Below are 25,561 nucleotides of genomic sequence, written 5' to 3'. Positions count from 1 at the left end.
TTTTCCGCCAACTGAAGGATTGCGAAGTCCGCTGACACTTCACTGACACTCGGAGTCACCGATTGGTCAGGCTGCGTCACCACGGCACCGAGCAGCCAAAACAGGTGGCGCGGGTGCGCGATGATGTTGTCGATGTCCATCCAGCTGGCTTTCGGAGTCACCGCCGGACCCGGGTTGAGCTGCTGGCTCCCCACGTCGGGCGGCAGAGCCGTGTCCAAAACCGGTGCGAACCCGCCGGGCGCGCCCGTCGCCGTCGGCCCGTCCGACGCGGAACCCGAGGCCGTGCGGGAAGCGACCAGGCAGCTCGTCCTGCTGGTCGAAGACGGGCCCGTGGCGGCCGCGGCGGGCGTCGACCTCGGCGGCGGCTTCACCTCCGCGCGGCTGGCCGGCGCCCACGGTGACCGGCGTGACGCGGTGCTCGCGGCGCTGAAGGTCCTCGGCGTCAACGGCGCGCACCGGCTGGGTGACCGGACCGCCGGCCTGGTGGCGATGTTCGGTCCTTCGGCGACCAAGCGCGTCGGGGCGGCCGCGCACACGGCGCTCGGTGAGGAGCGCTGGGCCGCGTTGCACCTGGCCTCGGCCGCGTCCGACCTCCTCGGCCCCGAGCAGCTGGAGCGCGTGCTCGACCTGCGGGCCCCGGACGGGATCGACCCGTTCCCGCGCGGCGCGGCGTCCACGCTGGCCGAACACCTCTCCCGTGCGCTGGCGGGATACCAGCGACCGCGCCGGCTGACGTTGATCATCAGCCTCTGGGACCACGTGTGCGCACACCTGGTCGAACTCCAGCTCCAGGAACGCCGAGCCGCGTCGCAGACCCGCGTCGAGCGGATCGACAAGCTCCGCGAACGCCACCGCACCTACTTCGACCAGGCGATCCTGCAGCACCTGGGCTGGGCGGTCGACGGCGAGCCGACGCTCGCCGCCGCGGCCCGCTGGCGGCCACCGAACTGGTGGGCCGCGGCGGAGCTCCGCCGGTTGATGCAGGACGCCATCGCGGCCACCGCACTGCTGAGGTTCGCCAGGACCCTGTCCGACGAAGGCCTCGCGGTCGCCGCGAAGAAGCACCGCGACGAGCTGGTCGCCGCCAACTCCTGCCTGACCAAGGACGAACGGTCCAGGGCCGCGCGCCGGGTCGAGGGCGGTTACAGCCACCCGGCGCGGCCAGGAAGCTACGTCCACCAGCTGGTCGAGGTGCTGAGTCCGGACAGGAAGCCCACGGCGAAGACCGAGGCCCACGTCAAGACCCGTGCCGCCATGGCCCGCAACTACGGCGTGGTCGTCTTCGACACCGTGACCGAGGTGCTCGCCAACCTGGACGACCAGCCCCTGCACAACTGCTGGGACACCTGCAAGCCGTGGCAGGCGCCCGAGCTGCGCGAATGGCGTGCCCTGGCAGGTTTCTCGCGCGCGCCCGGCAGCTGGGAACAGCCACCGCTGACCGACGCGCACGCCGACGGCCCGGCCCAGCCGCTGGCGCAACGACTCACGGCGGACGCGGCCGCGGAGGAGACACCGCACGACCTGCTCTGGCTCGCCGATCTGGCCGACGCACTGGCGCCGTTCCACGGCAGTGAGCAGGCAACCGTGCGGCACGAGCAGCCCGTGCCATCCCTGGACTACGACCCGCCGGCGCCATCCCCTGCTCTCGGCGGGCCACGAGCCGACTCCGTCCCGCTCGCCGCCGCCGGGGTCGCCCAACTGGTGATGTTCGGGGCGACCCCACCACCTCGCTGCGGCAGCTGGGCGGAGCTCGCGACCGGGGTCAGCGCGGACGCCGTGATCGCCGAGGCGAGCGTCGGCATCTTCCCGATCCCGCCCGAAGTGTCCGCTGTGGACAAACAGGTGGTCGCCGGCCTCACCGTGGAACTGGGCCGTGACCCCAGACAGCTGGCCGAGTGGTCCAGCTACATGGGCAACTGCATCGGCTACCCGTGGTACGCCGACGAAGCACGCCGGGGCCTGTGCGTGCTGATGGCGTTGCGCGAGCCCGCCTCCGGCCGCATCGCCGCCAACCTGGACATCCGCCGCCACACCGGCGGCTGGCACATCCACGAGCTGCGCGCACGGTTCAACGACAACGTCACCCCGGCCCTGCAGAAGCAGGTCAAGCACTGGGTCGACGAGATCCCGGCTCCAGTGCTGATCGCCCCCGAACCGCTGTTGCCCGTCCCGCCGGTGCGAACACGAGGTGGCTCCGCCCGTCGTTCCGCCGCCGGACGCCTGCCGGCCGAGCTCATCCGCGCGTTGACCGCGGCGGTGGAGCACGAGCTGGCCTCAGCCACCTCCGCGCAACGCACCTACGCGACGCTGGCACGCGGCCTCGGACGCCCCGGCCAGCCAGCCGACTTCGAGCCGGAAGCGGCAGTCGTCGCTTTGAAACGCGTGGGCCCAGGCGACCACGTCGACCTTCTCCGCACCGCCCTCGGCGACGGGCTCAGCGCATCGACCCTGTGGCAGGCAACGCGTGTCCGGCCGCTCACCGCCGCGGTGACGAAGCTCGATCCGGAACTGCGCGAGTACGACCGCCTCAGCACGCTCACCGACGGCGCCCCGCTCCCCCGGACCCTGCGCGCGCTCGTCCGCCGGCCGGAAATCGCCCCGGCGTTCGCCCTGGACGTGGTGGCGCGGTCCGTCCGCACGGCCATGGGCCACCTGATAGCCGACGACGCGCTGGCCCGCGCGGTGGCTCACCGCCCCTCGACCGAACTGGTGTGCGCCCTGGCGATCGCCACCACCTGTTCGTCCACAACGGACAACACCGTGCAGGTCGCCGCGGCGAGGAAGGTCTCGGTCCCCGGTTTCCCGGCGAGTGAGCTGAACGATCCGCACGGCCCGTGGCAGAAGGCGCTGTCCGCGGCGGCCGAACTCGGCGCGCCCGTGGAACTGTTCTGGGAACACATCGCCTCGCACGGTCTGCTCGTCCCAGCGGCCCTGCTGGGCAAGGGCGGCTGGCCCGCTCTCTGGAGCCGCGCACACCGCTGACCGTCAGGTTCCATAACGGGCGGCGACGGCGGCGGCACGATCGCGCAGGGAATCACGCAACGACTGCGGGGCAAGGGCTTCCGCGGCCATGCCGAGCTGCCACAGCGCCCACTCGGCATGCCATGAATCCTGGTAGGTCACCTCCAGCCGCAACCACCCGTCCGCATCGGGTTCCTCGGCGCGCACAGCCAGTGCGGTACCCAGCAAGTCGTCCCGCCGCTCCGGCTTCACCCGCACCAGCACGGTGATGTGGTCATCAGCCAGAAACCGCGCGCGACGCTCCCGCCACATCCGGTCCAAATCCACCCGGTTCGGACGCTCTGCGGGTTCCGGCAACTCCTCCGCCGCCAGCACCCGCGACAACCGGTACGTGCGGTCCGCGCCAGATCGCGTGGCCAGCAGATAGCCCCGGTCCCGCACGGTGACCAGCCCGATCGGGTCCACCGTCCGCCACTGCGGCGCCTGGCCCGTCGCGGCGTAGTGGATGCGAAGCCTGTGCCCCGCGAGCACCGCCCGCCGAACCTCGGCCATCGCCGAACCCGGCACCTCCTCCGTGATCATCCGCCGCGACAGCAGATCGGTCTCCGGCTCGACGAGAAACCGCTGGGCCACGTCACGCTGCCCTTCCGGCATCGCGTCGACCACCTTGCGCATGGCCGAGGCAAGTGCCGAGCCGAGCCCGAACGCCCGCTCGCCACGCCCGGATCCGGCCGCCAGCAAGGCGACGGCCTCGTCGTGGCTCAGCCCGGTGAGCTCGGTCCTGAACCCCGGCAGCAACGCGAACCCGCCACGCCGCCCCCGTTCGGCGTAGACCGGCACCCCGGCCGCCGACAACGCCTCGATGTCGCGCAACACGGTGCGAGTGGAGACCTCCAGCTCACGGGCCAGCGCCGGCGCGGTCAGCCGCCCTCGCTGGCGCAACAACAACACCAGCGACACCAACCGGTCGGCACGCATGCGAGAACTCTGCCAGAAAACACGACAAAGGATGTCGTGTTTTCCCTGGAGGCTGATCACCACAACATCAAGATCTCGAACGGAGCAGAAGTGGCAGTGGAACGAACAGCGGTCAACCCGTGGCCGTGGTCCGCGGAGCTGGGCTACCACCAGGGCGAGGTCGTCTCCGGACACACCCGGACCCTGTACTGCGCCGGGCAGGCCGCGATGAGCGCCGACGGCAAACCCCAGCACGCCGGCGACATGGCCGCCCAGCTCGCACTGACCCTCGACAACCTGGAAGCGGTTCTCAGCGAGGCCGGCATGTCCCTGGGGAACCTGGTCCGGCTCAACGTCTACACCACCGACGTCGATCTGCTGTTCCAGCACTACGGCGTGCTGGCCGCACGCCTGGGCGCCGCCGGGGTGGCTCCGGCGTCCACGATGCTGGGCGTGAGCCGGCTGGCGATCCCGGACCTGCTGGTCGAACTGGAGGGGACCGCCGTCGGGTGACCCCGAACGGCTGACACGCGGTCACCGCTGGTGGCCGCGTGTCAGCCGGCCTCAGGACGTCCGGCGATCCACCGCGATCCAGTTCGTCTCCCACGTCGTCCCACCGTCGCCCGAGAACGCCTGCTCGAACCGCGCGGTGTCCGCCCCCTGGCGGAATACGAGGAACCGCACCTTGATCGGCCGGCCGCCCAGCTGGTCGTCCCCGTAGAACGCGCCCACGCCGTCGCGGAACCCTCCGTACACCGCCGGCGTGAGCAGCCCGTCACGCATGCTGACGAAGGTCAGGCTCCACCGCGTCGCCTGGGGCTCGTACAGCCGCAGGTTCATGCCCTCGATGCGCCCGCTCGGCCCCGAGACCTTGAGCTCGACGACGTTCGCCCGCCGGTCCATCAGCGGCCGCACGACGCTGGTTCCCGAGAACTGGAGCCACTCGTCCGCGGACCCCGAGAGCGGCTCGGCCAGCACCCGCACCGAGGTCCGCCAACTCCCGATCTCCCAGTCGAAATCGCGCTGACCATCAGCGACAGTCGTCGAGGCGGAAGGCGTCGAGGCGTCACCCGACACAGCCGTCCCGATCAGCAGGAAGGCCGAAAGGCCGGCAACAAGGATTCGTCTGCATGGCACGGTCATGGCCCGACTATCCGAGCGGAGCGCGGCCGTGAACAAGAAGGCACCTGCAGGTAACCCCTCGCGCCCCAACCCGCTGCCGGGCTGCCCGATGGCCGCGGCCTTCGCCGCGATCGGCGGCAAGTGGAAGCTGACCCTGCTCTACTGGCTGGCCCACGGCGAGTCCCACTTCGCCGGCCTCCGCCGCCGCAGCGCCCCGATCACTCCCAAGGTGCTCGCCGAGCAGCTGCGCGAACTGGAAGCCGACGGACTGGTCGAACGAGTGGTGACCGGACCGGTCCCAGCGCCGGTCATCTACCGCCTGACTCCATACGGGACGACCGTGCTCCCAGTCGTCGAGGGAGTACGGGTGTGGGGTGAGACACACCTGGAACTCACACATGGTGAAACCGCACCACACAAGCCGATGGGCTGCGCAAACGCGATCTTCTAGAACCCGCCAACCAGCAACACGACCAGCAACGACACATCAGAGATCGCGCGAGCGCGCGCGCCCGTGTACGGTGGCACCCATCAGTCAGTCATGGTTCCGAAGTACAGGTCGCCCGTGATCAAGTGTCACGGGCGTTTTGCTGTTTCAGCGTCACCGCGGCCATGGCGGATAACAACCGGTCCCGCATCTGCGGGACCACTCAAATGCTTGGAGTGCACCATGGCCACCGGAACCGTCAAGTGGTTCAACGCTGAAAAGGGCTTCGGCTTCATCGAGCAGGACGGTGGCGGCGCCGACGTCTTCGCCCACTACTCGAACATCGCTGCCCAGGGCTACCGTGAGCTGCAGGAAGGCCAGAAGGTCTCCTTCGACATCACGCAGGGCCAGAAGGGCCCGCAGGCGGAGAACATCGTCCCCGCCTAGTCCTTTGTCAGCCGCCGACACACCGGCGGCAGTCACGGACAACACCAGAGCCCGGCCGGATTCGTCCGGCCGGGCTCTGTCCTGTCCGGAGCATCACCGTCCACAGCGGACCGAACCGGAGACCGGCTTCACACCAGGCCGTGCGACTGGGCGTAGAGGGCGGCCTGGGTGCGGTCACGCAGCCCGAGCCTGCCGAGGATGCGCGAGATGTGGTTCTTCACCGTGCCCTCCGACAGGTAGAGGCGCTCGGCGATCTCCCGGTTGGTGGCACCCGCCGCGACCAGCCGCAGCACCTCGACCTCCCGCACGGTCAGCGGTTCGCGACGGCTGTCGGACCGGTCCAGCACCGCCGCCAGCCGGGCCGCGGCGGCCGGGTCGAACTGGGCCACCCCCGCCGCGGCGAGCTTGACCGCCGCCGCCAGCTCCTGCGAAGGCAGGTCCTTGAGCAGGTAGCCGGTCGCACCCGCGCGCAGTGAGCGCACCACGTAGTCCTCGTCGTCGAACGTGGTCAGCATGACCACCCGGCACGCAGGGGCACGCCTGCGCAGCAGCGCCACCGCCTCGACCCCGTCGATGCCAGGCATCCGCACGTCCATCAGCACCACGTCCGGGGCCAGCGTCACCGCCAGTTCCACGGCCTCGAGCCCGTCCGCGGCGGTGCCGACGACCTCGATGCCGGGCTGCAGGCCCAGCAGGGAGGCGATGCCCTCGCGGATGAGCCGCTGGTCGTCGACGACCAGCACGCGGGTCACGCGGTCCTCGCCACGGGGATCGTCACGGTCAGCCTCGTGCCGGCCGACGTGCTGGCGAGGTCGACCCGCCCACCTGCCAGCGCGACCCGCTCCCGCATCCCGAGCAACCCGAACCCCTCGGCCGCCGCACCCATGCCCCGCCCGTCGTCGGCCACGGTCAGCCGGGCCCGCTCGGCGTCGAGGTCGACCGCGACGGCGATGCACCTGGCAGCGGCGTGCCTGCGCGAGTTGGTGATGCCCTCCTGCGCGGCCCGGTACAGCGCGTGCAGGGCACCGGTGTCGTGGCCGTCGGGGGAACCACTGACCGTCAGGGTCACATCGCCCTGGCCCGCAACGAGTTCGTCGAGGGCGGCGAGCAGGTGAAACGTTCGCAGCGACCGCACCGACTCACGCACCTCGCCCAGCGCCCGCCGCGCCGACTGTTCGGCGTCGAGCACAGCGGCCTTCGCCGTGTCCGGTTCACGGTCGTGGAACGCGGCGGCCTTCTCCAGCAGCACCACGATCGCCGTCAGGTGGTGGCCGAGATCGTCGTGCAGGTCCCTGGCCACCCTGGCCCGTTCCGCCGCGGCCGACAGCTCCGCCACCGTGCGATGCGATTCCACCAGCCGAATCCGCCCGTCGCGCTCGCGCACCGCCACCGCGGCCATCGCGATGGTGAGCACCAGCCCGACGGTGAACATCACCAGATCCGACACCTGCTCCACGTGGTCGTACCAGTCCGGAGTGCTCGCCACGGCCACCGCCACGCACACCGCAGCCAGCCCGATGGCCACACCCCGCCCGAACGCGAAGTACGCGGTAAACGGCAAGAGCAGCAGCAACACCCGCGCCAGCCCGGATCCGTCCACATACGCCACACCCACGTACAGAACCGCCCGCAACACCAGCAGCGCCGCCGCCACCGGCTTCGGCGTGCGCACCGGGTAACGGCGAAACTCGGCGAGGTCCACGGCCACGAGCACCACCAGCCCACCGACCAGCAGCGGCAGCCTGGTGGTACCGAGCCCGGAGACCGCGGCATACACCCCAGCGATCAGCACCGCGGCGCACAGCAGGGGCGAGACCCAGGGCGCCGGTCGCGAGGTGTGCATGCCGCTCAGGCTAGTGCCGAACGCGCAGGCCACACCGCCGCGGAAAGCCACACCAACACCGCCGCGCAGACAACGTGCAACAGCGCGGACCAAGGCGTGTCCGGCAGCGCCGCGAACACCGCCAGCAACGTGAAACTGATCCCGTACCCCCATGCCGGCACCGCGGGAAACACCTTGGCCCGCACCATGGACACCCCGAACAACACGGTGCCGAGCACGAACACCAGCGACGCCGCCTTCAGCACCGCCGTCGTCAGGGCAGCCACCTGCCCCGGCTCCTGGAAGAAGATCACCAGGTTCAACGCGAACGCCACCCCGGTGAACAACCCCAGCCCGAGCATGTTCGCCGCGAAGGCAAACGCCCCGAACCTCCCGGACGCGTGCGCCTGGTGCCCGTGGAACGCCACCACCGCGGGCGCACCGAACGCCGTCCCCAACCCGATCGCCAGACTGGTCGCCGCCGTCTCCCCGGTGAACGCCTCGACCGCCCCTGGCACCCCGATCGACAGGGCGAGAACGCCCCCGCACACCGCACCGAACCTCGGCAAGAAGATCTTGTCATCCGTCACGCCACCGACGCTATGAGCGCACGGACCGTGCCCCGAAGTCCCCGCCGGCCACTTCGGACGTCAAAGGTAATGGTGTGAGGGGTGCCGACCGGCACGTGCAGGTCGCGGATCTTGGCGAACCGGTCCTCAGCCGAGAGGGGTGTCCTTGTCCCGCAAGGCGTCCAGGGCGCGTGCGTACATCCGGGACTTGATCACGCCCAACGTCGGACCGGCCTTGCCCACCTGCGCACGGGCGATCTCCACCGCGGTCGGCCGCACGGCGTCCTCGTCCACCACGCGGTCGACGATGCCGGCGGAAAGAGCGTCGTGGCCTCCGTAGCGGCGGGCGGTCGTCATCGACTCGTGTGCGGTCTGCGGGCTCAACCGGCCCTGGATCAACGCGGACATGCCGGGGGTGAACGGAATGTTGATCTCAGCTTCCGGCAGGCACCAGAAACCACGGTCCCCGCGCATCACCCGGAAGTCGTGCGCCAGCGACAACATCGCCCCGGCAGCGAAAGTGTGGCCCTGGAGGGCGGCCACGGTGATCACCGGCAGGGTCAGCATCCGCGCGAACAACCCGTGCACTGCCACGACGTACCCGTGGAACTGATCGCCGTGAGCGCCCAGCCACTCCAGGTCCAGGCCGTTGGAGAAGAACTTCCCGGTCGCGGCGGTCACCAGGGCGCGGGCACCCTCGGCGTTCTCGACCTCGTCCAGCGCGGCGTTGACCGAGTCGATCCAGTCGGGGTGGAAACGGTTCTCCGAGTCCCCGATGTCGAGGATGAACACGTCGTCCTGGCGTTCGAGCGTGGGCATGTCCGGCTCCTTCGTGTTGCGGGGTCTGACGGGACTTGTCATGCCTCAGAGGTGCGATCGACGCCTGGCCTCCTACGGGCAGACATCCATTACTCGCCAGTAACTTATCCGCCTCACCCCCGTTGCGGGAGGCCCAGCGCCGCGAACGCGTTGCGAATGCCCTGCTCGAGGAGGTCGTCGGAGAGTTGCCGGTCAGCGATGGCGCGGGACAGTTGCAGCGTTCCGACCATCAAGGCGTAGACGCCGAGGGTCTTGACGCGCGCCGACGGCGGGTCGTGCGGCGCCAGCCTGGCGGCGATGTCGTCGATGAACGCGAGCACGCTGTCGGTGTACGCCCGCCTGGTCGGCTCCTCACACCGGCCGATCTCGTCCAGCAAAGCCGCGGACGGGCAGCCTTCCTCCGGACTGTCACGGTGCTCAGGCGAGAGATACGCCCGCACGAGCTGCTCGAGTCCTTCGCGGCCCGGTTCCACGGCGGCGAGCCGTTCGCACTGGTCGCGCAACTGGTCGACGACCACGGTCGCGACCAGGTCCTCCTTGGAGGCGAAGTGGGCGTAGAAGGCCCCGTTGGTCAGCCCCGCGTCCTTCATGAGCGTGGCGACCCCGGACCCGTCGATGCCGTCACGCTTCAGCCGCCGGCCCGCCGTGTCGATGATCCGCTGGCGTGTCTCCAGCTTGTGCTCTTTCCCGTAGCGCACCATGCCCTCCATGTTAGTACGGTCATAATCCAAAACCGCCGCAGCTCTTGCGCCGCCCTCTGTCTCACCTTATGGTCGTATGGTCATAATTTAAAGGAGGCGTGATGACAGCGACTCGACCGGTGGCGCTCATGAAGGCATTCATCGTCGATCGGTACGGACGCGGCGGCAGCACACTGCGGGCAGGCGAGATGCCGGAACCAGAGGTGCGCGAGCACGACGTCCTGGTCCAGATCCACGCCGCGGGCGTCAACGCGCTCGACTCCAAGATCAGGGACGGCGAGTTCAAACTCATCCTGCCGTACCGCCCGCCGTTCATCCTCGGCAACGACGTGGCCGGCGTCGTGACCCGCGTCGGCGCCGGGGTGCGGAAGTTCCAGCCCGGCGACGAGGTCTACGCGCGACCGGACAAGGACCGGATCGGCACCTTCGCGGAACTCATCTCCGTCAACGAGAACGACCTGGCGCTCAAGCCGAAGAAGCTCACGATGGAAGAAGCGGCCTCCGTCCCGCTGGTCGGCCTCACCGCCTGGCAGGCGCTGGTCGAGACCGCCGACGTGCGCGCAGGCCAGAAGGTCTTCATCCACGCAGGCTCCGGCGGCGTGGGAACGTTCGCGATCCAGCTCGCGAAGCACCTCGGCGCCACCGTGGCCACGACGACCAGCGCGGCCAACATCGACCTGGTCACGCGCCTGGGCGCGGACGTCGTCATCGACTACCGCCAGGACGACTTCGAAACCGCCCTGCACGACTACGACGTGGTCCTGGGCAGCCTGGACAAGAAGACGCTCGAGAAGTCGCTGCGCGTGCTGAAGCCCGGCGGCAAACTCATCTCGATCTCCGGCCCGCCCGACCCCGCCTTCGCGAAGCAGCTCGGCAAGCCGTGGACCCTCGGCCCGGTGATGCGCGTGCTGAGCCACCGGATCCGCAAAGCAGCCGAACGCCGCCAGGTCAGCTATTCGTTCCTCTTCATGCGCGCCAACGGAAACCAGCTCCGCGAAATCACCGCACTCATCGACGCGGCGATCATCACCCCGGTCGTGGACCGGATCTTCCCGTTCGAACAGACCAACGAGGCCCTGGCCCACGTCGACACAGGACGCGCGAAAGGCAAGGTCGTCGTCAGGGTGAAGGAGACGTCATGACCGTGACCACCAGCTACCAGAACACGCCGACCAGGACCGTCGACATCGACGGCCTTACGTTCTCCTACCGCCGACTCGGCCCGGACAGCGGCACGCCAGTGATCTTCCTCAACCACCTGGGCGCCGTACTGGACAACTGGGACCCCCGCGTCGTCGACGGCATCGCCACAACCCACCGGGTGATCACCTTCGACAACCGCGGAGTAGGCGCCTCACAAGGCACGGCACCGCGTTCGGTGGCCGCGATGGCCCGCGACGCCATCGCCTTCATCCACGCACTGGGCCACGACCAGGTGGACCTGCTCGGATTCTCCCTGGGCGGCTTCGTCGCCCAGGTGATCGCCGAAGAACAACCGCGACTCGTCCGCAAGATGATCCTCGCGGGCACCGGACCGGCAGGCGGCGAGGGCATCGACAAGGTCACCCGGATCACCCTGCTCGACAGCCTCACCGCCACCCTGACCTTCAAGGACCCCAAGGAACATCTCTTCTTCACCCGCACAGCCAACGGCAAGGCGGCAGGCAGGCAGTTCGTGAACCGGCTGAAGGAACGCACCGGCAACCGCGACAAGCCGATCTCCGTCAAGGCATTCCGCAACCAGCTCAAGGCCATCCACACCTGGGGACTCCAGCGCCCCTCCGACCTGACGGCCATCCACCACCCGGTCCTGGTCGCGAACGGCACCCACGACCGGATGGTGCCCAGCAGCAACTCCACAGACCTGGCCCGACGCCTGCCGAACGCCCAGCTCACCCTCTACCCCGACGCCGGCCACGGCGGCATCTTCCAGTACCACGAAGAGTTCGTCGCCGAAGCCCTGACGTTCCTCGAGTCGTGAATCCAGGCCCAGCCGGCCGCGGTGTCAGATGAAGATCGTCGAACGGATCCGGTCTGCCTCCGTGTCGTCCAGCCAGTGGACTTGGAAGGGTGTTCCGCACCAGTCGAGCGTCGACGAGGCCAGTTCGGCCCGCACACTCTCGACTCCCGGATCGGCACGGTCCTCGAACCGCCAGCCGGAGGGTTCCTCCGAGTCCGGCCGCGCGAAGACCATGTGCCGTCGTGCTGTCTGTCAGAAGACGCGGTCGACTACCGACACCCGCCGGGCTGACTGGAGGGCATGCCGCAGTTCGGCGGCGGGCACGGGCCGGCCAGGCGCTTGGAGCATCCGCTCATCGGGCGTGGACGGGTCGGCGAGGTAGAGGCGGGTGTAGGCCGCGGCTTCCGGTTCGAAGCGCCAGCTCTGCGCCAGCGGCCCGGCGTGAACGGTGTCGAAGCCGAGCCGGTCGATCAGCGTCGCCGCGCCGGCGTTCGCTTCAGCGTGGTCACCGGCGATCGGCAGCGCGGTGCGGTCGGCCGCGCCGGAGGGGCGGGCCAGCTGGGGGATGTGGTGGGCCAGGATGTTGTTGAACGCTTTGACCAGCCGCGCTGTGCCGAAGTGCCGGTGAACCAACTCGCTGGTGGTGAGCGCGTCTTCGTCCAACTCGGCGATCCGGCCGTCACGGAACGGGTAGTAGTTGCTGGTGTCCAGCACGATCTTGCCCGCGAGGGGTGCTGCTGGAACGGCGGTGTGCGCGGTGAGCGGTACGGACAGCACGACGAGGTCACCGGCCTGGGCCGCCTGCCCGACGGTGCCTGCCGTGGCCAGCGAGCCCAGCTCGGCGACGAGGCCGGCGAGGCTCTCCTGGCCACGGGAGTTCGACACCACGACGGGAACACCGGCCGCTACCGCGAGGCGCGCGACAGCTGCGCCGATGTTGCCGCTTCCGATGATCCCGAGCGTGGGCATGTCTGCTCCTGTTTCCGCTTCCCTCTGCAACAATGAGGAGAGGGTCTCCGTTTTACTTCGACCAATATACGGAGACCGTCTCCGTTTCGTCAACGAGGGGCGTTCAGCATGGTTGCAGCAGGCGCCGGCGCGCGCAGGCCACGGACGGACAAACAGCGGAACCGCACGCACATCCTCGAAGTCGCGGAGCAGTTCTTCAGCGAGCGGGGCATCACCGGCTCCCTGGATGCCATCGCCAAGCGGGCAGGCGTCGGTCCAGGCACGCTCTATCGCCACTTTCCGAACCGGGAGGCCCTGCTCGCCGCCCTCCTGCAGGCGCGCGACGACGAACTGGTGTCCCGCCGCGACGCCATCCGGCGCGAAGAAGCCGACTCCGGCACCGCACTCGCCCGATGGCTCGAGGCGCTGGGCGAGTGGTTGACGGCCTTCGACGGTCTCCCGGAACCCCTGCGGGCCGCGCTGTCAGAGGAGAACTCCCCCTTGGCGATCACCTGCCAGGGGTTCATCACGACCACCGACCAGTTCCTCCACGCGGCCCAGCGCGATGGGGATGCCCAGCCCCAGGTGCGTGGACGTGACCTGTTCCTCACCGTGCTGGCAACGGCCTGGGTGCGGAGCGCTGCCCTGGCCGACGAGTCGTCACCTCAGGCGTTGCACGCCTTGATGCAGTCAGGCTGGATGACGCCCCGGACCGAGAAGGACGGCTCAGATCCCGCAAGACACTCCTGAGGCAGGTTTCGCGACCTTCATCCGCCGCGTCCTCAAACCCGCGGTCAACAGCGACGAAGAGCGACCGCTGTCATGCGTTCGCACAATGCCGATCCGCCTCGGCCTGACCTTCCACGGTCTGCGCCGCGGCCGGCGACGATCACGATCGACTGAAGTCGCCTGCGTGGCGGGCCGCCGGTGACATCCTCCACAGTGGACGTGACAGGGCCTGGTTCCGCAGCCATGTGGGCATGTCCGCCGAGCACGACGTCGACAACCGAGTCAGACAGCCATGCGAGTGCGTCAGAAGTTCTCCGCCGGTGAGGACGTACCTGTGACCCGCGTGCTTGTCCTCGGCCAAGGCACGCGCCGCCTGCTCGGTCAGGTCATCGCGGACGGCGCCGGAAGACAGGAAGACGATCCGCCCTGTGTGTTCGGCGATAGCTTTCAACAAGGCGGGCGCGACGGTGGCCGTCGGGAGCGGCCACATCAGGAACACGGCGTCCACCCCTCGCAGGCGGTCGTCACCGTGTTCGGTGCGAGAAGGTCGCCGCCCACGACCTCGACACCGTCCGGTAGCCGGGCGGCGGCGGGGTCGCGTGTCATGGCCCGCACCGGCACGCCGGTGTCGAGGAGCCGGGTGGTCACGTGCCCGCCGATGGTGCCGGTCGCTCCGATCACGAGAATCAGGGGGTTTCTCCGGTGTGGCGCTCGATGATCACCAGGGGGATGTCCCGGTCGGCCTTGGCCTGGTAGTCGTCGTAGAGCGGGAAGATCGACGCCATCCGCGGCCACAACAGCCGCTTCTCCTCGGCCGTGGCGGTGCGGGCCCGTGCGGTGAACGTGTCGCCGGCGACCTGGACGGTGATCTCCGGATGTGCGACGGCGTTGAGGTACCACGCCGGATGCGTGGGCGCTCCGCTGTTCGAGCCCACCAGCAGGTAGCGGTCCGCGTCCTGCCCGTAGATCAACGCGGTGCGCCGGAGCGTGCCGGACTTCCGGCCTCGGGTGGTGAGCAGCAGGGTCGGCCAGCCCTGGTAGAAGTGGCCGCTCTCGCCATCGGTTTCGACGTAGGCGCGGATGTGCTCCGCAACCCAGGCCGTGGGACTGTCCAGTACTTCCTCCGCGGATGGCGCAACGGAAACGCTGCGCGCCAGGTGGTGTCGCCGGAAGCCGCTGTTGCGAACGCCGGGGAACGCCTGGACTCGCTGCCACCCTGGGGACGTGCCCACCGTGCCTTGGCCAGACCTGGCCAAGGCGTCACGATGCGCCTGCTCGTCGGTCCACTCGGCGTAGTTGAGCACCTTGGTGCCGTCGGTGCTCACGTGGAAGTGACCCGATATCCCCCCGGGAGGTGGGTCGGTCTCGCCGGCCAGGGCGTCGAACACGGTGTCCACCCAGCGTCGTTGCCGCTGCGGGTCGGGTCCGTCGAACTCGACACTGACGACGACGACGCATCCAGGAACCGGCGGGTTCTCCCGCGTTCCGCTGCGGTACAGCCGATACTCGACGGGCTCGGCGCCGGTGAGTCCACTCAGGAACTCGCGGCCGGTCGCGCCTGCCGCCCACTGGGTGTAGGTCAGCGCGGTCTCGCCATCGGTGGCGGCGTACGTGCTGACCGAGATCAGCCCGTCCGGCCACGGTTTCCGCTCCAGTTCGTCGAAGATCTCCGCCGTGACGGGCGCTTCGACGACCAGAACGGTGTCGGCGTCGGAACGGCCGATGTCGGGCAGCACGTTGTGGTCGATGGTCATGTCGCTCTCCTCGGGTCGGCGGATCAGGCGGCGTAGGGCTGCTCGGCGCGGGCCGATCGCAGCGCGCGGCCCCACCACACGAGCTGGTCGAGCAGCTTCGTGGCGGCCGCCCCGCACGTCGCCGGGTCCGTCGGCCTGCCTGCCTCGTCGAACTGGGACGAGGCCCCGTGGAAACTGACTGTCTCCCGCACGGTCACCGCATGCAGCTCCGCGAACACCTGCCGCAGGTGCTCCACCGCCCGCAAGCCCCCGGAAATTCCGCCGTAGGACACGAAACCCACCGGCTTGGCCTGCCACTCCGTGAAGTGCCAGTCGATCGCGTTCTTCAACGACGCGGGAAAACTGTGGTTGTACTCGGGCGTCACGACAGCGAACGCGTCGGCCGCCGCCAGCCGCGGACTCACGGCCGCCAGCGCCCGCGCACCCTCAAGCCCAGGTTCGCTGGACAGATGCACGGGCAACCGCGCCTCCGCCAGATCAATGACGTCGACCTTCACGTCGCCGTGCTGTCGCGCGTGCTCGGCGAACCACGTCGCGACGGTCGGTCCGAACCTGCCGTCCCGAGTGCTGCCCACGATCACGGCGAGCTGGACCGGGCTTCCAGACATGGTGATTTCCCTTCGAGGCCATCCGTTGTGACACTCGAAGCGTCGAACTTAAACAGAGGTTCAAGTCAAGCCAGTGTGATCCGCATGGCATCCCTACCGGCCGAAGCCACCGAGATCACCATCGGCGAACTGGCCGACCGCAGCGGCGTTCCGGCCTCGGCCTTGCGCTTCTACGAGCGCCAAGGGCTCATCCACAGCAGGCGCACCACCGGGAACCAGCGCCGCTATCGTCGCGAAACCCTTCGCCAGGTCGCCTTCATCCGCGCCTCGCACCACCTCGGCATTCCGCTCTCCGTCATCGGCGACGTCCTCGCCCTGCTGCCAGAAGGCGTGGCGCCCACCCACGAGTTCTGGATCAGAGCATCCGAATGCTGGAACGCCGAGCTCAACGCCCGCATCGAGCGGCTGACCCAGATGCGGGACCGCTTCACCGAGTGCATCGGCTGCGGCTGCCTGTCCTTCAAACAATGCGAGCTGGTCAACCCCGGCGACAAACTCGGCCAGGACGGCCCAGGCCCACGTCGAATGTTCAGCACCGGCGACCGCTAGAAACGGTGCCGCCAGCGGGATGGTCACACAGCAGAACCGAACACCCGCAACGGAACAGCTAGATCACCGGCTGCAACATCCTCCAGCCTCACCAGTCGCCGCGCATCCCGGTCGACCGGTTCTCACCAGCGCCGCCCGACGAAATCTTGGCGGGCTCGCCGGTGAGGTGCGGACACATCAGAGCCCGGCCGGATGATCCATCCGGCCGGGCTCTGTCCTGCACTGGTGCACGTACCGCCGTCCGTCACACGACCTTGTTGACCTTGGCGTCGCGCGGGCTGCCGTCAGCGATCAACTCGGCCAGCTCCCGGCGCACCAGAAGCACCCGGAACGCGTTCCACCCGTCGCCGAACCATTCCGGTGACGCGATCACGTCACCGGCCTGATCGGCGAGATCGAGACGCAACGGCGGCAGGCCGAAACCGAACCCGAGCGGCATCCACCGCCAGACTCCGCACTCCGGGCACGTCTTTCCCGCGACGCCGTGGCGTTCTTCGGCGGACGCGCGGAGCTCGTCGTGGTCGAACCACGGCTCGTCGGTGCGGCGGGGCACGATCTGCGACGCCTCACCGCCGCCCACGCCACCGTGCCAGGCGACCTCGCGCAACTCGACGTCGAACCGGCGGCCGATCTCGTCGGCGAGCGGACGCTCCAGGCAGATGACGTCGAACTGCCAGTTGGGCACCCATGCCCCGGTGAACCGGGTTTTCCCCTTGTGCTGCAACACCAGAGACCCGCACTGATGCCGCTTGGGCACGCCACACGAGTGGCACCAGCCGTCCTCGCCGTACATCGGGGTCAACCCGTAGGAGTCCTCAGGCCAGGGCCAGCCGCGATTGCGCTTCCACTGCAGCTCCACGAAGTCGCTCATCACAATCCTAACGCCTTGAGGATCTCCGGATAGTCAGCATAGATCCGCCGGGCCGCGTTCTCGATCTGAGCACGGCTCGCCAGCGCGGTGCCGCCGGGCCCTGTTGGAATCGCTTGTCTCCAGGCGTTGGTGAACACCTGATGTTCACTTCGCGTCAGCACGATGGTGGCCCAGTCGTCGGTGTTTCCGCCCATCTGACGGGCGAAGCGCTTCTCGATCAAGTGGTGGGCCTGGATCGCTCCCTTGTGGCCCGCCGTGACCGTGCGCTGAACGCTGTACGGCTTGATCCCTTCGCTCGCGTGCGTGAGCTGGCTGAACTTGCTGGCCGGGGCGGCGACGTTGGGCTTGACCGAGCCACCCGTCCGGCGTCCGGCGAGCACCGTGACCGCGATGTCGATCAGCTCGGTGAAGGTGCCTTCCGCCTCCGCGTCCTCGTAGCACTCGCTGAAGTTGTCGACGCAGTAGTTCGCGGCGATCTTCTTCGCACCGGCCACGTCGTCCTTGTGGTCGAACAGGTATTCGAGCGCCTTGTCGCACCCGAGCCGTCCGAAACACGCGGTCTCGTCCTTGGGCGTGCTGCCCATGCGATCCCAGTAGGGGTCGCCCATCTGGTGCACGCGACCGGCGTTGAGCTCCGTCGCGACGGTCTCGTAGTCGTTGGACTTCGGTGAATAGTCGTGGTCCCACGCGGCCTGCGTGTCCGCCGCCATCCGCTCGGTGATCGCGGCCGCGTCGGCGTCACTGCAACTGAGCGGGCACACGTAGAGACACGCGTCGTCAGCGCAGATGCCGTGCCCGTCCGCCTCCACACCGCTGATCGGGTTGCCGCCCGCGAACGCGTACCTGTTGCCGGTGAACGCATCCCCGCCGAGGTCGAGATCGGCCAGTGCGCCGTTGTACGAGTCCCTGGTGAGGAACCGGTTGAGGCCGGGGTTGTAGTCGCGGAACCCCATGTCGTACGAACCCGACGCGGGATCGAACCGCTTGCCGTTGTACCGGTAGAAGTTGAACGGCTCCTTGCCCGGCTGCTGGGCGTCCGGCTTGTCGATGCCGGTGAAGGCCTGCTCGTCGTCCTTGCCATAGGCGGTGTATCCGTACGTGGCCCGCGTGTCGCCGTTGTCCTTGGTCAAGGTCTCGACGTCGGTGTGCGCGTTGTAGCCGTAGTACGAGTCCTCGGCAACTTCCGGGCCTGTGCCGTCGGTGTCCTTTTTGATCTGGGCGAGGCGCTGCCCGAACGCGTCGTACTGGTACGTCCGCTGCAGCTGGCCCGCGATCTCCTCGGAGACGACCTTGTCGGTCAGACCGAGGTAGGCGAAGTCGGTGGTCTTGCCGTCCTCGGTCTTGGTCGTGGTGCGGTCGAGCGGGTCGTAGGCGTACGTGGTGGTCTTCAGCCCACCGGCGCCCTGCTTGCGGTGCTCCACCGTGCGGTCGAAGCCGTCGTACTTGTACGACTGAACGATTTGACCACCAGCGGTGACTGTGTCGAGGCGGCCGAACGGGTCGTAGTTGTACGAAGAGGTGGTGCCGGACGCGCTGGCCGACAGCAGCCGGTTGCGGTCGTAGTTGAACGTTGTCGTGGTGCCCTCGACCGTGGACGAGACGACGTTGCTGTTGGCGTCGTGGACGTAGTCCTCGGTCTCCAGCACCGCGCCCGCCGCCGACTTCTTGGTCAGCTTGCGCAGCCGGTCGCGCGGGTCGTAGTCGTACTCGCGCGCCTCGTCCAGGTAGGCGGACGAGTTGTCGGCGTTCTGAACCTTCGAGGCGTCCTTGGTCCGGTGGCCGTTGGCGCTGTAGTCGATGAGGTGCTGCGCCACCAGCGTGCCGTTCGACTTCGACTCCACCTGCGAGGCCAGTGCCCCGTCGAGGTGGTAGCCGTGCACCACCTTGTTACCGTTGGACTTGGTCTGCTCCTTCACTTGCCAGCGGTCGGTGTAGGTGTAGGAGGTGACCTTCGGCGAGCCGCCGGTCTCGGTGTTCCTCACCTGCTCGATCAGGTCGAGCGGGTTGTAGGTGAACTCCGCGGTCTGCTTGTCGTGTCCGCGGGTCAGCGGGGCGCCGTTCTCGTTGTAGGAGAACGTGGTCGTCGCCTTGACCACCGACGCGAGCTTCTCCTCGATCTTGGTCAGCTGGTTGAGTCCGTTGTAGGTCAACGCGTACGCGTCGGCCTTCGCGCCCGGCGAGGTGTCCGTGATCGAGGTCAGGTTGCTGTTGGCGTCGTAGGTGTTGGTGAACGTCTTGGACTCGTTGTCCGGCTCACCGCTGTTGTTGCGGACGAGCTTCACCGCGTCGGCCAGCACTGTGCCGTCCGCGTTGTCCGACACCGTGATCTTCGCGGCGGTGCCTGCCGCGAAGGCGAAGCTGCCGAGCGAGACCCACTCACCGCCGCGCTGCGTCTGGTTCACCGGGACCGTCGACGTCGCGGTGCCGGTCTCGACCTTGTGCGGAGCGTTGGTCGCAGAACCCGAGACACCCGACGGGTACTTGACGAACACCTCGTAGCTGCCGTCGGCAGGGATCACCGGCTTCCACGAGAACGTGGTTCCGCCGGTGCCGCGAGCGGTGGACCGGTAGTCGTAGCCCTGGAAGCCCTGGCCGGCGGTGGCCGTGGACCAGTTGCCGGCGAGATCGATGAACCCGATGTCGGAGTTGTCGGTCAGCGCGACGTGCAGACCGACCGGGACGCCACTGTCCGAACGGGACTTCGGTTTGCCGTCCGGGTAGTAGTCCCAGATCATCGTGCGGCCCGACGAGCCACCGGCGCTGGTGAGCGTGCGCGAGGCCTGCTGGCCCAGTGGGGTGTAGTCGTAGGCGGTGACGATGTCCCACGGGTCGGTGGACGTGCGGACCCAGCCGTTGTCGAAGTAGGAGTACTTCGAGACGTTGCGGACCGTCTGACCCTGTGAAGGCGGGGCGCTGACCTCCTTGATCCGGCCCACCTGGTCGTAGGCGTAGGTCGTCTTGTCCGCGGTCTTGTACAGCACGTCGTCCTTGTCGAACGCCGACAGCTTCTCGACCGGCCGGTTCAGTTTGTCGAACACCGTCTGCACGGCGAAGTCGTCCGCGTCGTCAGTGGTTTCGACGCCACGCGGGCTGATCACGCGAGTCTGGTTGCCGGCCTCGTCGAACTCGAACTTGGTGACGCGCGTGACGCCCGCCTTGTGCGGAACGCGAGCCTCGACGAGGTTGGACCGTTCGTCGTAGACGAGTGTGGTGGTGTTGTTCTCCTTGTCGCGCTTCGACGTGATGTTGCCGTCGCGGTCGTAGCCGACGTGGTCGACCTTGCCTGCGGCGTCGATCGTGTCCACCGCGCGGTGGTTCAGGTCGTAGGTGACCTTGGTCGTGTAGTCGGTGGTGTCCGCGGTCGCGTTCTTCCGAGCGTCCACCACTGTGATCACGTTGCCGACGCGGTCGTACTCGTAAGTCGTCTTCTTGCTGCCCGCGTTGGTGGTCGTGGTCAGCTGATAGATCTCGTCGTAGTCGTACCGCAGGACGTAGTCGTTGGGATCGCCCGAGGTGAGGTTGCCCAGCGGCTGTGTCTCGGTCTTGAGATTGCCGACCTTGTCGTAGGTGTAGCTGTTCCTGCGCTCCGGCCCGGTCGGCGTGTCCTTCGGCGCCGTCGTCGACGAGACCTGGTCGGCGTTGTCGTACACCGCCGTGGACACGGCACCGTTCGGCGCGGTCGCCTGCGTGACGTTGTCGTTGGCGTCGTACACCGGCGCCGGCGAGGTGATGAACTGGCCGGCGGCCTGGTCCTTCGGCGCCTTCGTCTCAAGTGGACGGCCGAACACGTCGTAGGTGAAGGTGGTGGTCTTGCCCAGCGCATCGTTCAGGGACAAGACGTTGCCGCGCACGTCGTAGGCGAGGTTCGTGCTGTTGTTGTAGGGGTCGGTCGTCTTCTTCGGGAACCCGGTCGGGTCGAACTCCGAGTACGTGGTGGTGTTCTCGTTGGCGTCCGTCGTGGTCAGCAACTGCCCGAACGCGTCGTAGGAGTAGACCGTCTTGTAGTCGTCCGGCGACGGTGTCGGCACGCCCTTCGGGTCGGTGACCGAGGCCAGGTTTCCCTTGCCGTCGTAGGCGAACGCCCAGGTCCGGCCCTCCGGTGACGTCTTCGACGTCAGGTCGGCGACGTACCCGTTGAGAGAGCTCTGGTACCCCATCGTCATCGCGGGCCAGTTGTTCGCCACCGCCTCGGCGTCCCGCACCGACGTCGGGTAGCCGGTCTTTGCGTCGTAAGCCCAGGTCGAAACGGCGCCGTTGTCCTCGGTCAGCTTGACGACGTTGTTGTCGGCGTCCCATTCCAGCGCGGTGGTCTGGCTCTTGGCGTTCGTGGTGCGCAGCGGACGCCCGTAGCCGTCGATCCGGTACGTCGAGACCCGGTTCTCCGCGTCGGTGATCGTGGACTCGACCTCGGAACCGGCGGAGCCGTCGGGGTCGGCGTAGGCGAAGGTGGTGGTGAAGTTCAGGCGATCGGTGATCGTCCGCAGCTTCCACTTGTCCTTCGGGTCCACCGGCGCGGTGTAGTACGCGAGTCCTGTGTCGTGGTTGCGCGGATCGGTGACCTTGACGAGCTTGACGTTCTTGTTGCCCTGTGTGGCGTCGTAGGTGAACTTGAACGTCTTCGCGAGCGAGGTGCCCGAGCCGTCGACGAACTGGGTCAGCAAACCCTTGTCGTCGTAGGAGAAGGTGATCGTGCGACCCGAGACGTCCTTGAGCGACTGGACGTTGTCGATGATCTTCGGGTTCTGCGTCTCACCCTTCTCCCAGTAGTCCAGCGTCAGCGTCTGCCGGCCGGACGGATCGGTGACATAGGCGAGGAACTTGCGCGGCTGGTTGTTGGACCTGCGCTCGGTGTAGGTGAACCGCTGCTCGTTGCCGTTCTTCTCGCGGACGGCGGTGAGCCAGCCCTCGTCGTCGAACAGGAACTCGGTGCGGTCCGGGCGGGTCATCTTCCAGCGCCGGGACTTCTCCGCCGCCCCGTCCCGCTGCACGTACAGGTGCACGCCGGCGGGCTTGTCGTAGGTCCACTGCGCCGGATCGGAGCTGTTGTTCTTGTTGAGCTCGAACGTGTGCGACGTGCCATCACCATCCGGCAGCGTGATCCTGCTCGGGTGGTCCTGGCCCTTCGGGTGCAGCTCCAGGTACGCACCGAGCCGCGTGAGACCGCTGGCCGCCAGCGACCAGCCCTGCCCCAGCGACGTGGCCGAGGTGTCCATGCTGTTGTACGTCATGCGCACGAACGTGTTCAGCCCGCGACCGGGGTTGGTGAACGCGTCATAGGACCACACCGTGTTGCCCGCGAACTGGTTCACCAGCACGTTCGAGGCCGCACCCGTCGACTTGCCCGCGTAGGAGTAGAACTTCTCCAGACCCAGCTGGTCCGACGTCGGGTCCTCGACCGTGACGTTCTGGGGCAGTGCCGGGATCCCGCCGGTCGCGGACAGCCACGTCCCGTTGGTCTTGTTGCGCAGATCCCAGTTCAGCACGAACTGTTCGCGCTTGTTCCCGGCCTCGGACTGGATCGGCGTCTTCACCTTCGCCTGCACGGTGACACTGCCACCCGGCGGCACGTCCGCGGGCAGCGCGGTCTCCAAGCGGTTGCCGCCGGTGGTGACGTCCGTGCCGTCGGGCAGGTTCCAGCGGTAGGACACGACCTGGTCCGCGGACCGCCACGTCGTCGTGGTCGAGTTCGTGACGGTGACGGGGATCGTGTACTCGTCGCCGGGGATCATGCGGATCGACGGGGTGTCCGGCGCGTAGTAGGTCATCTCCGCGATGGGCTGCGTGTAGGTGACCGTCAGCTTCGGGCGCAGATGCGGCTCCGCCGCCTCGTCCGAGAGGAACAGCACCCGCTGCGTCGGACCTGCCTCATCACGCAGCTTGACCTCGTAGCCGTAGTTGGTCGCCGGGTTGTCCACCCAGCCCTGCGCGGCCGCGGTCAGATCCCAGATGTGCCGGTTCGGGTCGTTGGTGATGCCGGAGACGTTGTCGCTGGCCGCACCGATGTCACCACCAGGCGTCGTCCACGCCGTTGCCGTCGACGCCCGATTCCAGCTGACCTGGTTCTCCACGAAGGACTTCGTCAGCGGATGGCCGTCGAAGATCGCGCCGGAGCCGACGGTGTAGAAGCCCCACAGCGTCATCTCCGCGTTCGTCACCCGCGCACCGGCCGGCAACGCCGACAGGTCGCGGAACCGCACCGCCGCACGGGTCGTGCCGTAGGTGCCAGAACCCTTGCCGGCCATCAGCCACGGCTGACCGCCCAGCGTGTCCAGGTTCGTGTTCGGCTGGTTCGACGACAGGGTCGCGTCGTCCGCGCCGCCGCGGAACACCTGCGTGATGAACCCCGCCTTGGGCAGCCGCACCAGCTGCGTCGGACCCGGGATCACCTGCCCGTCACGGGTTTTCACCGCGACCATGTAGTAGTAGGCATTGCCGAACGGGTCCGGCGAGTCCGCCGGCGTCGGCCGCGCCGTGGTGTCGGTGTAGGTGACGGTGGCGGGCGCAAGAGGTGCGACGAGTGTCGATTCCTGCGGCGTGAACGCCTGGAACACCGACCGGTGCACCTGGTACTCCACCGCGTCGTCGGCAGGATTGTTCACATCCGGGTCGACGTACGGGCCCCAGTTCAGCTCCGCACCGGTCGCGAAGATCTTGGTCGGCGCCCGCAGGTCCGCGCTCGGCCTGCCGTAGCTCAGGATCAGCTTCGGGGCGTTCTCGGTCTCGCCGTTGTAGGCGTACTCCGACGCCTGGTAGATCGCACCACCGCGGCTCAGCGTCTCGTCGGTCGACTTGACCATCAACCCGAAGTTCGACGCCGACCCCGACACCCACTGCTGAGCGATGTTGCGCACGTCCCACTCGTGCCAGACGTTCCCGACGTTCGCCTGCTTCGTGGCCGTCGACAACGCCGCCTCGGCGAACGCGGCGTTGATCGAGTTCCACGTCGCCGTGTCCTCCGACCAGCCCTGCGTCACCCGCCGCACCTCGTGCACGTTGCTGTTCGCGGCGGTCCACAGCTCGGAGTCGTAGTACAACCGCAGCTTCGCACTGGTCAGCGCGGTGCCGGCGGGCACGACGGAGGTGTCGAACTTGATCAGCGTGCGGGCCTTGCCCCACGCGTCCGTGCCCACCGAGAGCTGGTAGCTCGACCCGTCGTTGCGATCTGGGGAGTCCGACCAGATCTGCACGTCCTGACCGGTCGTCGGGGTCGGCACCAGCTTGATCGTCGGATCGATCACCACCGGGTACTGGCGCTCCTTGGCCGACAGCCAGCCCTGGTCTGCCTTCACCGTGACGGTGATCTTCGAACCCTGCTGCTCCACGGTCTGCGTGACCTTGTCGCTCCACACCTTGCCGTGCGGCGACTTGCGATCAGGCGAACTGTCGAACATGAACGGCTTCGGCATCACGAACACCGGCGGCGCATCCGGGTTGTCGAAAAACCCGATCACCCCGTCCGGCAACGCCCGCGCCGTCACACCCGCCAGATCCAGCGTGAACCGGTACGTCGCGTCCTTCGGCGCCTTCGCGAGAACGATGTTCTCCTTCAACGCCTCACCCGTGACCTGGTAGACCAGATCCGCACCGTCGAACGCGCCGGAATAGGTGACCGTGCTCTTCTCGACCTTCGGCGTGATGCCCCTGGCCACACCATCGATGCCGAGCGCGATCCGCTTGCCCGCCGCCTCGAACCGGGCCAGCTTGTCGGTCGACTCACCGAACAGGCTCGTGAAACCGTTGGTGTTGTTGACGAACCGGTACCCGTCACGCGGCGTTTCACGGACCGTCGGGTCGATGTCCTGCCACCGGCCCTGCGCGTCCTTGAACGCCGTCGGCCGCGGGGACACCTCAGCCTCGACCTGGCCGTCGGACATCTGGAACAGCCGCACAGATGGCGTCCGCCGCTCGGTCAGCTCCCGCACCCGTTTCGGCGGCTCGCGTCTCGCCTGCTGTTGTTGCGGTCTCGGCTCTGCCTCCGCCCTCCCGCCGAACCACCCGGTAATCGACTGCCACAACCCGGAAAGACCCAGGTCGGGCAGGTGGCCGGGACCGTTGATCGGTGGGCCGGCAGGAAGGCCTACGACCGCGAGAGCGGTCAGCGACAACACGACCAGAAGTTTTTTGGGCAGGGCGAAGAAACGTGGCGTCAACACGAAACCCCCCAGGGCCGAAGACGCCGAGGGCCGTCACCCCGCAGTGATCAACTAACCGCTCGGCGTCACGCAGACAGGGACGCTAGCCAACGAACAACTCACACCCTAGAGCCGAATGGAGCAACCGCGTCCACCAAGCTTCCCACCACACAAGTACGGTCAGA

22 protein-coding genes are annotated in these 25,561 nt (G+C 68.1%); 8 read left to right on the top strand and 14 right to left on the bottom strand.

Annotated elements, in window-relative coordinates; translation table 11 throughout:
• Window positions 1–132: 132 nt before the first annotated feature.
• Window positions 133–2,982 (top strand): hypothetical protein, encoded by a 2,850-nt coding sequence (locus tag SK803_RS38095; RefSeq protein WP_319971053.1) that lies wholly within the window; start codon window positions 133–135, stop codon window positions 2,980–2,982.
• Window positions 2,983–2,985: 3 nt separating this feature from the next.
• On the opposite strand, the gene SK803_RS38090 is transcribed toward SK803_RS38095, so the two are convergent.
• Window positions 2,986–3,939, bottom strand: a complete 954-nt coding sequence (locus SK803_RS38090) for a helix-turn-helix transcriptional regulator (protein WP_319971052.1) — start codon at window positions 3,937–3,939, stop codon at window positions 2,986–2,988.
• Window positions 3,940–4,035: 96 nt separating this feature from the next.
• On the opposite strand from SK803_RS38090, the gene SK803_RS38085 reads away from it, so the two are divergent.
• The gene (locus SK803_RS38085) at window positions 4,036–4,431 is read left to right on the top strand and encodes a RidA family protein (RefSeq protein WP_319971068.1); all 396 of its coding nucleotides are present in this window, start codon (window positions 4,036–4,038) and stop codon (window positions 4,429–4,431) included.
• Window positions 4,432–4,482: 51 nt separating this feature from the next.
• Here SK803_RS38085 and SK803_RS38080 read toward each other — a convergent pair whose 3' ends face one another.
• Window positions 4,483–5,061 (bottom strand): hypothetical protein, encoded by a 579-nt coding sequence (locus SK803_RS38080; RefSeq protein WP_319971051.1) that lies wholly within the window; start codon window positions 5,059–5,061, stop codon window positions 4,483–4,485.
• 28 nt (window positions 5,062–5,089) lie between these two features.
• Between SK803_RS38080 and SK803_RS38075 the strand changes: the two genes are divergently transcribed.
• Window positions 5,090–5,491 carry a winged helix-turn-helix transcriptional regulator gene (locus SK803_RS38075; protein ID WP_319971050.1) on the top strand — a complete coding sequence of 134 codons (402 nt, stop codon included), beginning with the start codon at window positions 5,090–5,092 and terminating at the stop codon, window positions 5,489–5,491.
• Between the two features lie 219 nt (window positions 5,492–5,710).
• Window positions 5,711–5,914, top strand: coding sequence for a cold-shock protein (locus SK803_RS38070; protein ID WP_319971049.1), 204 nt, complete (start codon window positions 5,711–5,713; stop codon window positions 5,912–5,914).
• A gap of 128 nt (window positions 5,915–6,042) precedes the next feature.
• On the opposite strand, the gene SK803_RS38065 is transcribed toward SK803_RS38070, so the two are convergent.
• From SK803_RS38065 to SK803_RS38045, 5 genes are all read right to left on the bottom strand, one after another.
• Complete coding sequence (locus SK803_RS38065) at window positions 6,043–6,666, bottom strand: response regulator transcription factor (RefSeq protein WP_319971048.1); 624 nt, start codon at window positions 6,664–6,666, stop codon at window positions 6,043–6,045.
• Window positions 6,663–7,757, bottom strand: a complete 1,095-nt coding sequence (locus tag SK803_RS38060) for a sensor histidine kinase (protein ID WP_319971047.1) — start codon at window positions 7,755–7,757, stop codon at window positions 6,663–6,665. The genes SK803_RS38065 and SK803_RS38060 overlap by 4 nt, the downstream gene beginning before the upstream one ends.
• A gap of 5 nt (window positions 7,758–7,762) precedes the next feature.
• A complete protein-coding gene (locus SK803_RS38055) occupies window positions 7,763–8,326 on the bottom strand; it encodes a hypothetical protein (RefSeq protein WP_319971046.1) in 564 nt (187 codons plus the stop codon).
• 126 nt (window positions 8,327–8,452) lie between these two features.
• Window positions 8,453–9,124, bottom strand: a complete 672-nt coding sequence (locus SK803_RS38050; RefSeq protein ID WP_319971044.1) for an enoyl-CoA hydratase-related protein — start codon at window positions 9,122–9,124, stop codon at window positions 8,453–8,455.
• A 113-nt stretch (window positions 9,125–9,237) separates the two neighbouring features.
• The gene (locus SK803_RS38045; RefSeq protein ID WP_319971043.1) at window positions 9,238–9,825 is read right to left on the bottom strand and encodes a TetR/AcrR family transcriptional regulator; all 588 of its coding nucleotides are present in this window, start codon (window positions 9,823–9,825) and stop codon (window positions 9,238–9,240) included.
• Window positions 9,826–9,926: 101 nt separating this feature from the next.
• Here SK803_RS38045 and SK803_RS38040 point away from each other — a divergent pair, with 101 nt between their 5' ends.
• Both SK803_RS38040 and SK803_RS38035 read left to right on the top strand, forming a co-directional pair.
• Window positions 9,927–10,967 (top strand): NADP-dependent oxidoreductase, encoded by a 1,041-nt coding sequence (locus SK803_RS38040; RefSeq protein WP_319971042.1) that lies wholly within the window; start codon window positions 9,927–9,929, stop codon window positions 10,965–10,967.
• The gene (locus SK803_RS38035; protein WP_319971041.1) at window positions 10,964–11,806 is read left to right on the top strand and encodes an alpha/beta fold hydrolase; all 843 of its coding nucleotides are present in this window, start codon (window positions 10,964–10,966) and stop codon (window positions 11,804–11,806) included. Before SK803_RS38040 ends, SK803_RS38035 begins: the two co-directional genes overlap by 4 nt.
• 24 nt (window positions 11,807–11,830) lie before the next feature.
• Here SK803_RS38035 and SK803_RS38030 read toward each other — a convergent pair whose 3' ends face one another.
• Together SK803_RS38030 and SK803_RS38025 are read right to left on the bottom strand one after the other, a co-directional pair.
• Window positions 11,831–12,019 (bottom strand): hypothetical protein, encoded by a 189-nt coding sequence (locus tag SK803_RS38030; protein ID WP_319971040.1) that lies wholly within the window; start codon window positions 12,017–12,019, stop codon window positions 11,831–11,833.
• Window positions 12,020–12,037: 18 nt separating this feature from the next.
• Window positions 12,038–12,754 carry an NADPH-dependent F420 reductase gene (locus SK803_RS38025; protein ID WP_319971039.1) on the bottom strand — a complete coding sequence of 239 codons (717 nt, stop codon included), beginning with the start codon at window positions 12,752–12,754 and terminating at the stop codon, window positions 12,038–12,040.
• 108 nt (window positions 12,755–12,862) lie between these two features.
• Here SK803_RS38025 and SK803_RS38020 point away from each other — a divergent pair, with 108 nt between their 5' ends.
• Window positions 12,863–13,483, top strand: a complete 621-nt coding sequence (locus tag SK803_RS38020) for a TetR/AcrR family transcriptional regulator (protein ID WP_319971038.1) — start codon at window positions 12,863–12,865, stop codon at window positions 13,481–13,483.
• A gap of 468 nt (window positions 13,484–13,951) precedes the next feature.
• On the opposite strand, the gene SK803_RS38015 is transcribed toward SK803_RS38020, so the two are convergent.
• Genes SK803_RS38015 through SK803_RS38005 form a run of 3 tightly spaced genes read right to left on the bottom strand, consistent with a single transcriptional unit; the run spans window position 13,952 to window position 15,824 of the window.
• A complete protein-coding gene (locus tag SK803_RS38015) occupies window positions 13,952–14,143 on the bottom strand; it encodes an SDR family oxidoreductase (RefSeq protein ID WP_319971037.1) in 192 nt (63 codons plus the stop codon).
• Between the two features lie 5 nt (window positions 14,144–14,148).
• Window positions 14,149–15,216, bottom strand: a complete 1,068-nt coding sequence (locus tag SK803_RS38010) for a nitroreductase family deazaflavin-dependent oxidoreductase (RefSeq protein WP_319971036.1) — start codon at window positions 15,214–15,216, stop codon at window positions 14,149–14,151.
• Window positions 15,217–15,239: 23 nt separating this feature from the next.
• Window positions 15,240–15,824, bottom strand: a complete 585-nt coding sequence (locus tag SK803_RS38005) for an NADPH-dependent FMN reductase (RefSeq protein ID WP_319971035.1) — start codon at window positions 15,822–15,824, stop codon at window positions 15,240–15,242.
• Between the two features lie 84 nt (window positions 15,825–15,908).
• Here SK803_RS38005 and soxR point away from each other — a divergent pair, with 84 nt between their 5' ends.
• A complete protein-coding gene (soxR, locus tag SK803_RS38000; protein ID WP_319971034.1) occupies window positions 15,909–16,373 on the top strand; it encodes a redox-sensitive transcriptional activator SoxR in 465 nt (154 codons plus the stop codon).
• 244 nt (window positions 16,374–16,617) lie between these two features.
• On the opposite strand, the gene SK803_RS37995 is transcribed toward soxR, so the two are convergent.
• Complete coding sequence (locus SK803_RS37995) at window positions 16,618–17,244, bottom strand: hypothetical protein (protein WP_319971033.1); 627 nt, start codon at window positions 17,242–17,244, stop codon at window positions 16,618–16,620.
• On the bottom strand, window positions 17,244–25,397 hold the full coding sequence (locus SK803_RS37990; RefSeq protein WP_319971032.1) for a DNRLRE domain-containing protein: 8,154 nt from the start codon (window positions 25,395–25,397) through the stop codon (window positions 17,244–17,246). Before SK803_RS37990 ends, SK803_RS37995 begins: the two co-directional genes overlap by 1 nt.
• Window positions 25,398–25,561: the final 164 nt, after the last annotated feature.

The organism is Lentzea miocenica, assembly GCF_033949945.1.
Lineage (GTDB): Bacteria > Actinomycetota > Actinomycetes > Mycobacteriales > Pseudonocardiaceae > Lentzea > Lentzea miocenica.
This window is presented reverse-complemented; position numbering and strand designations above follow the sequence as displayed.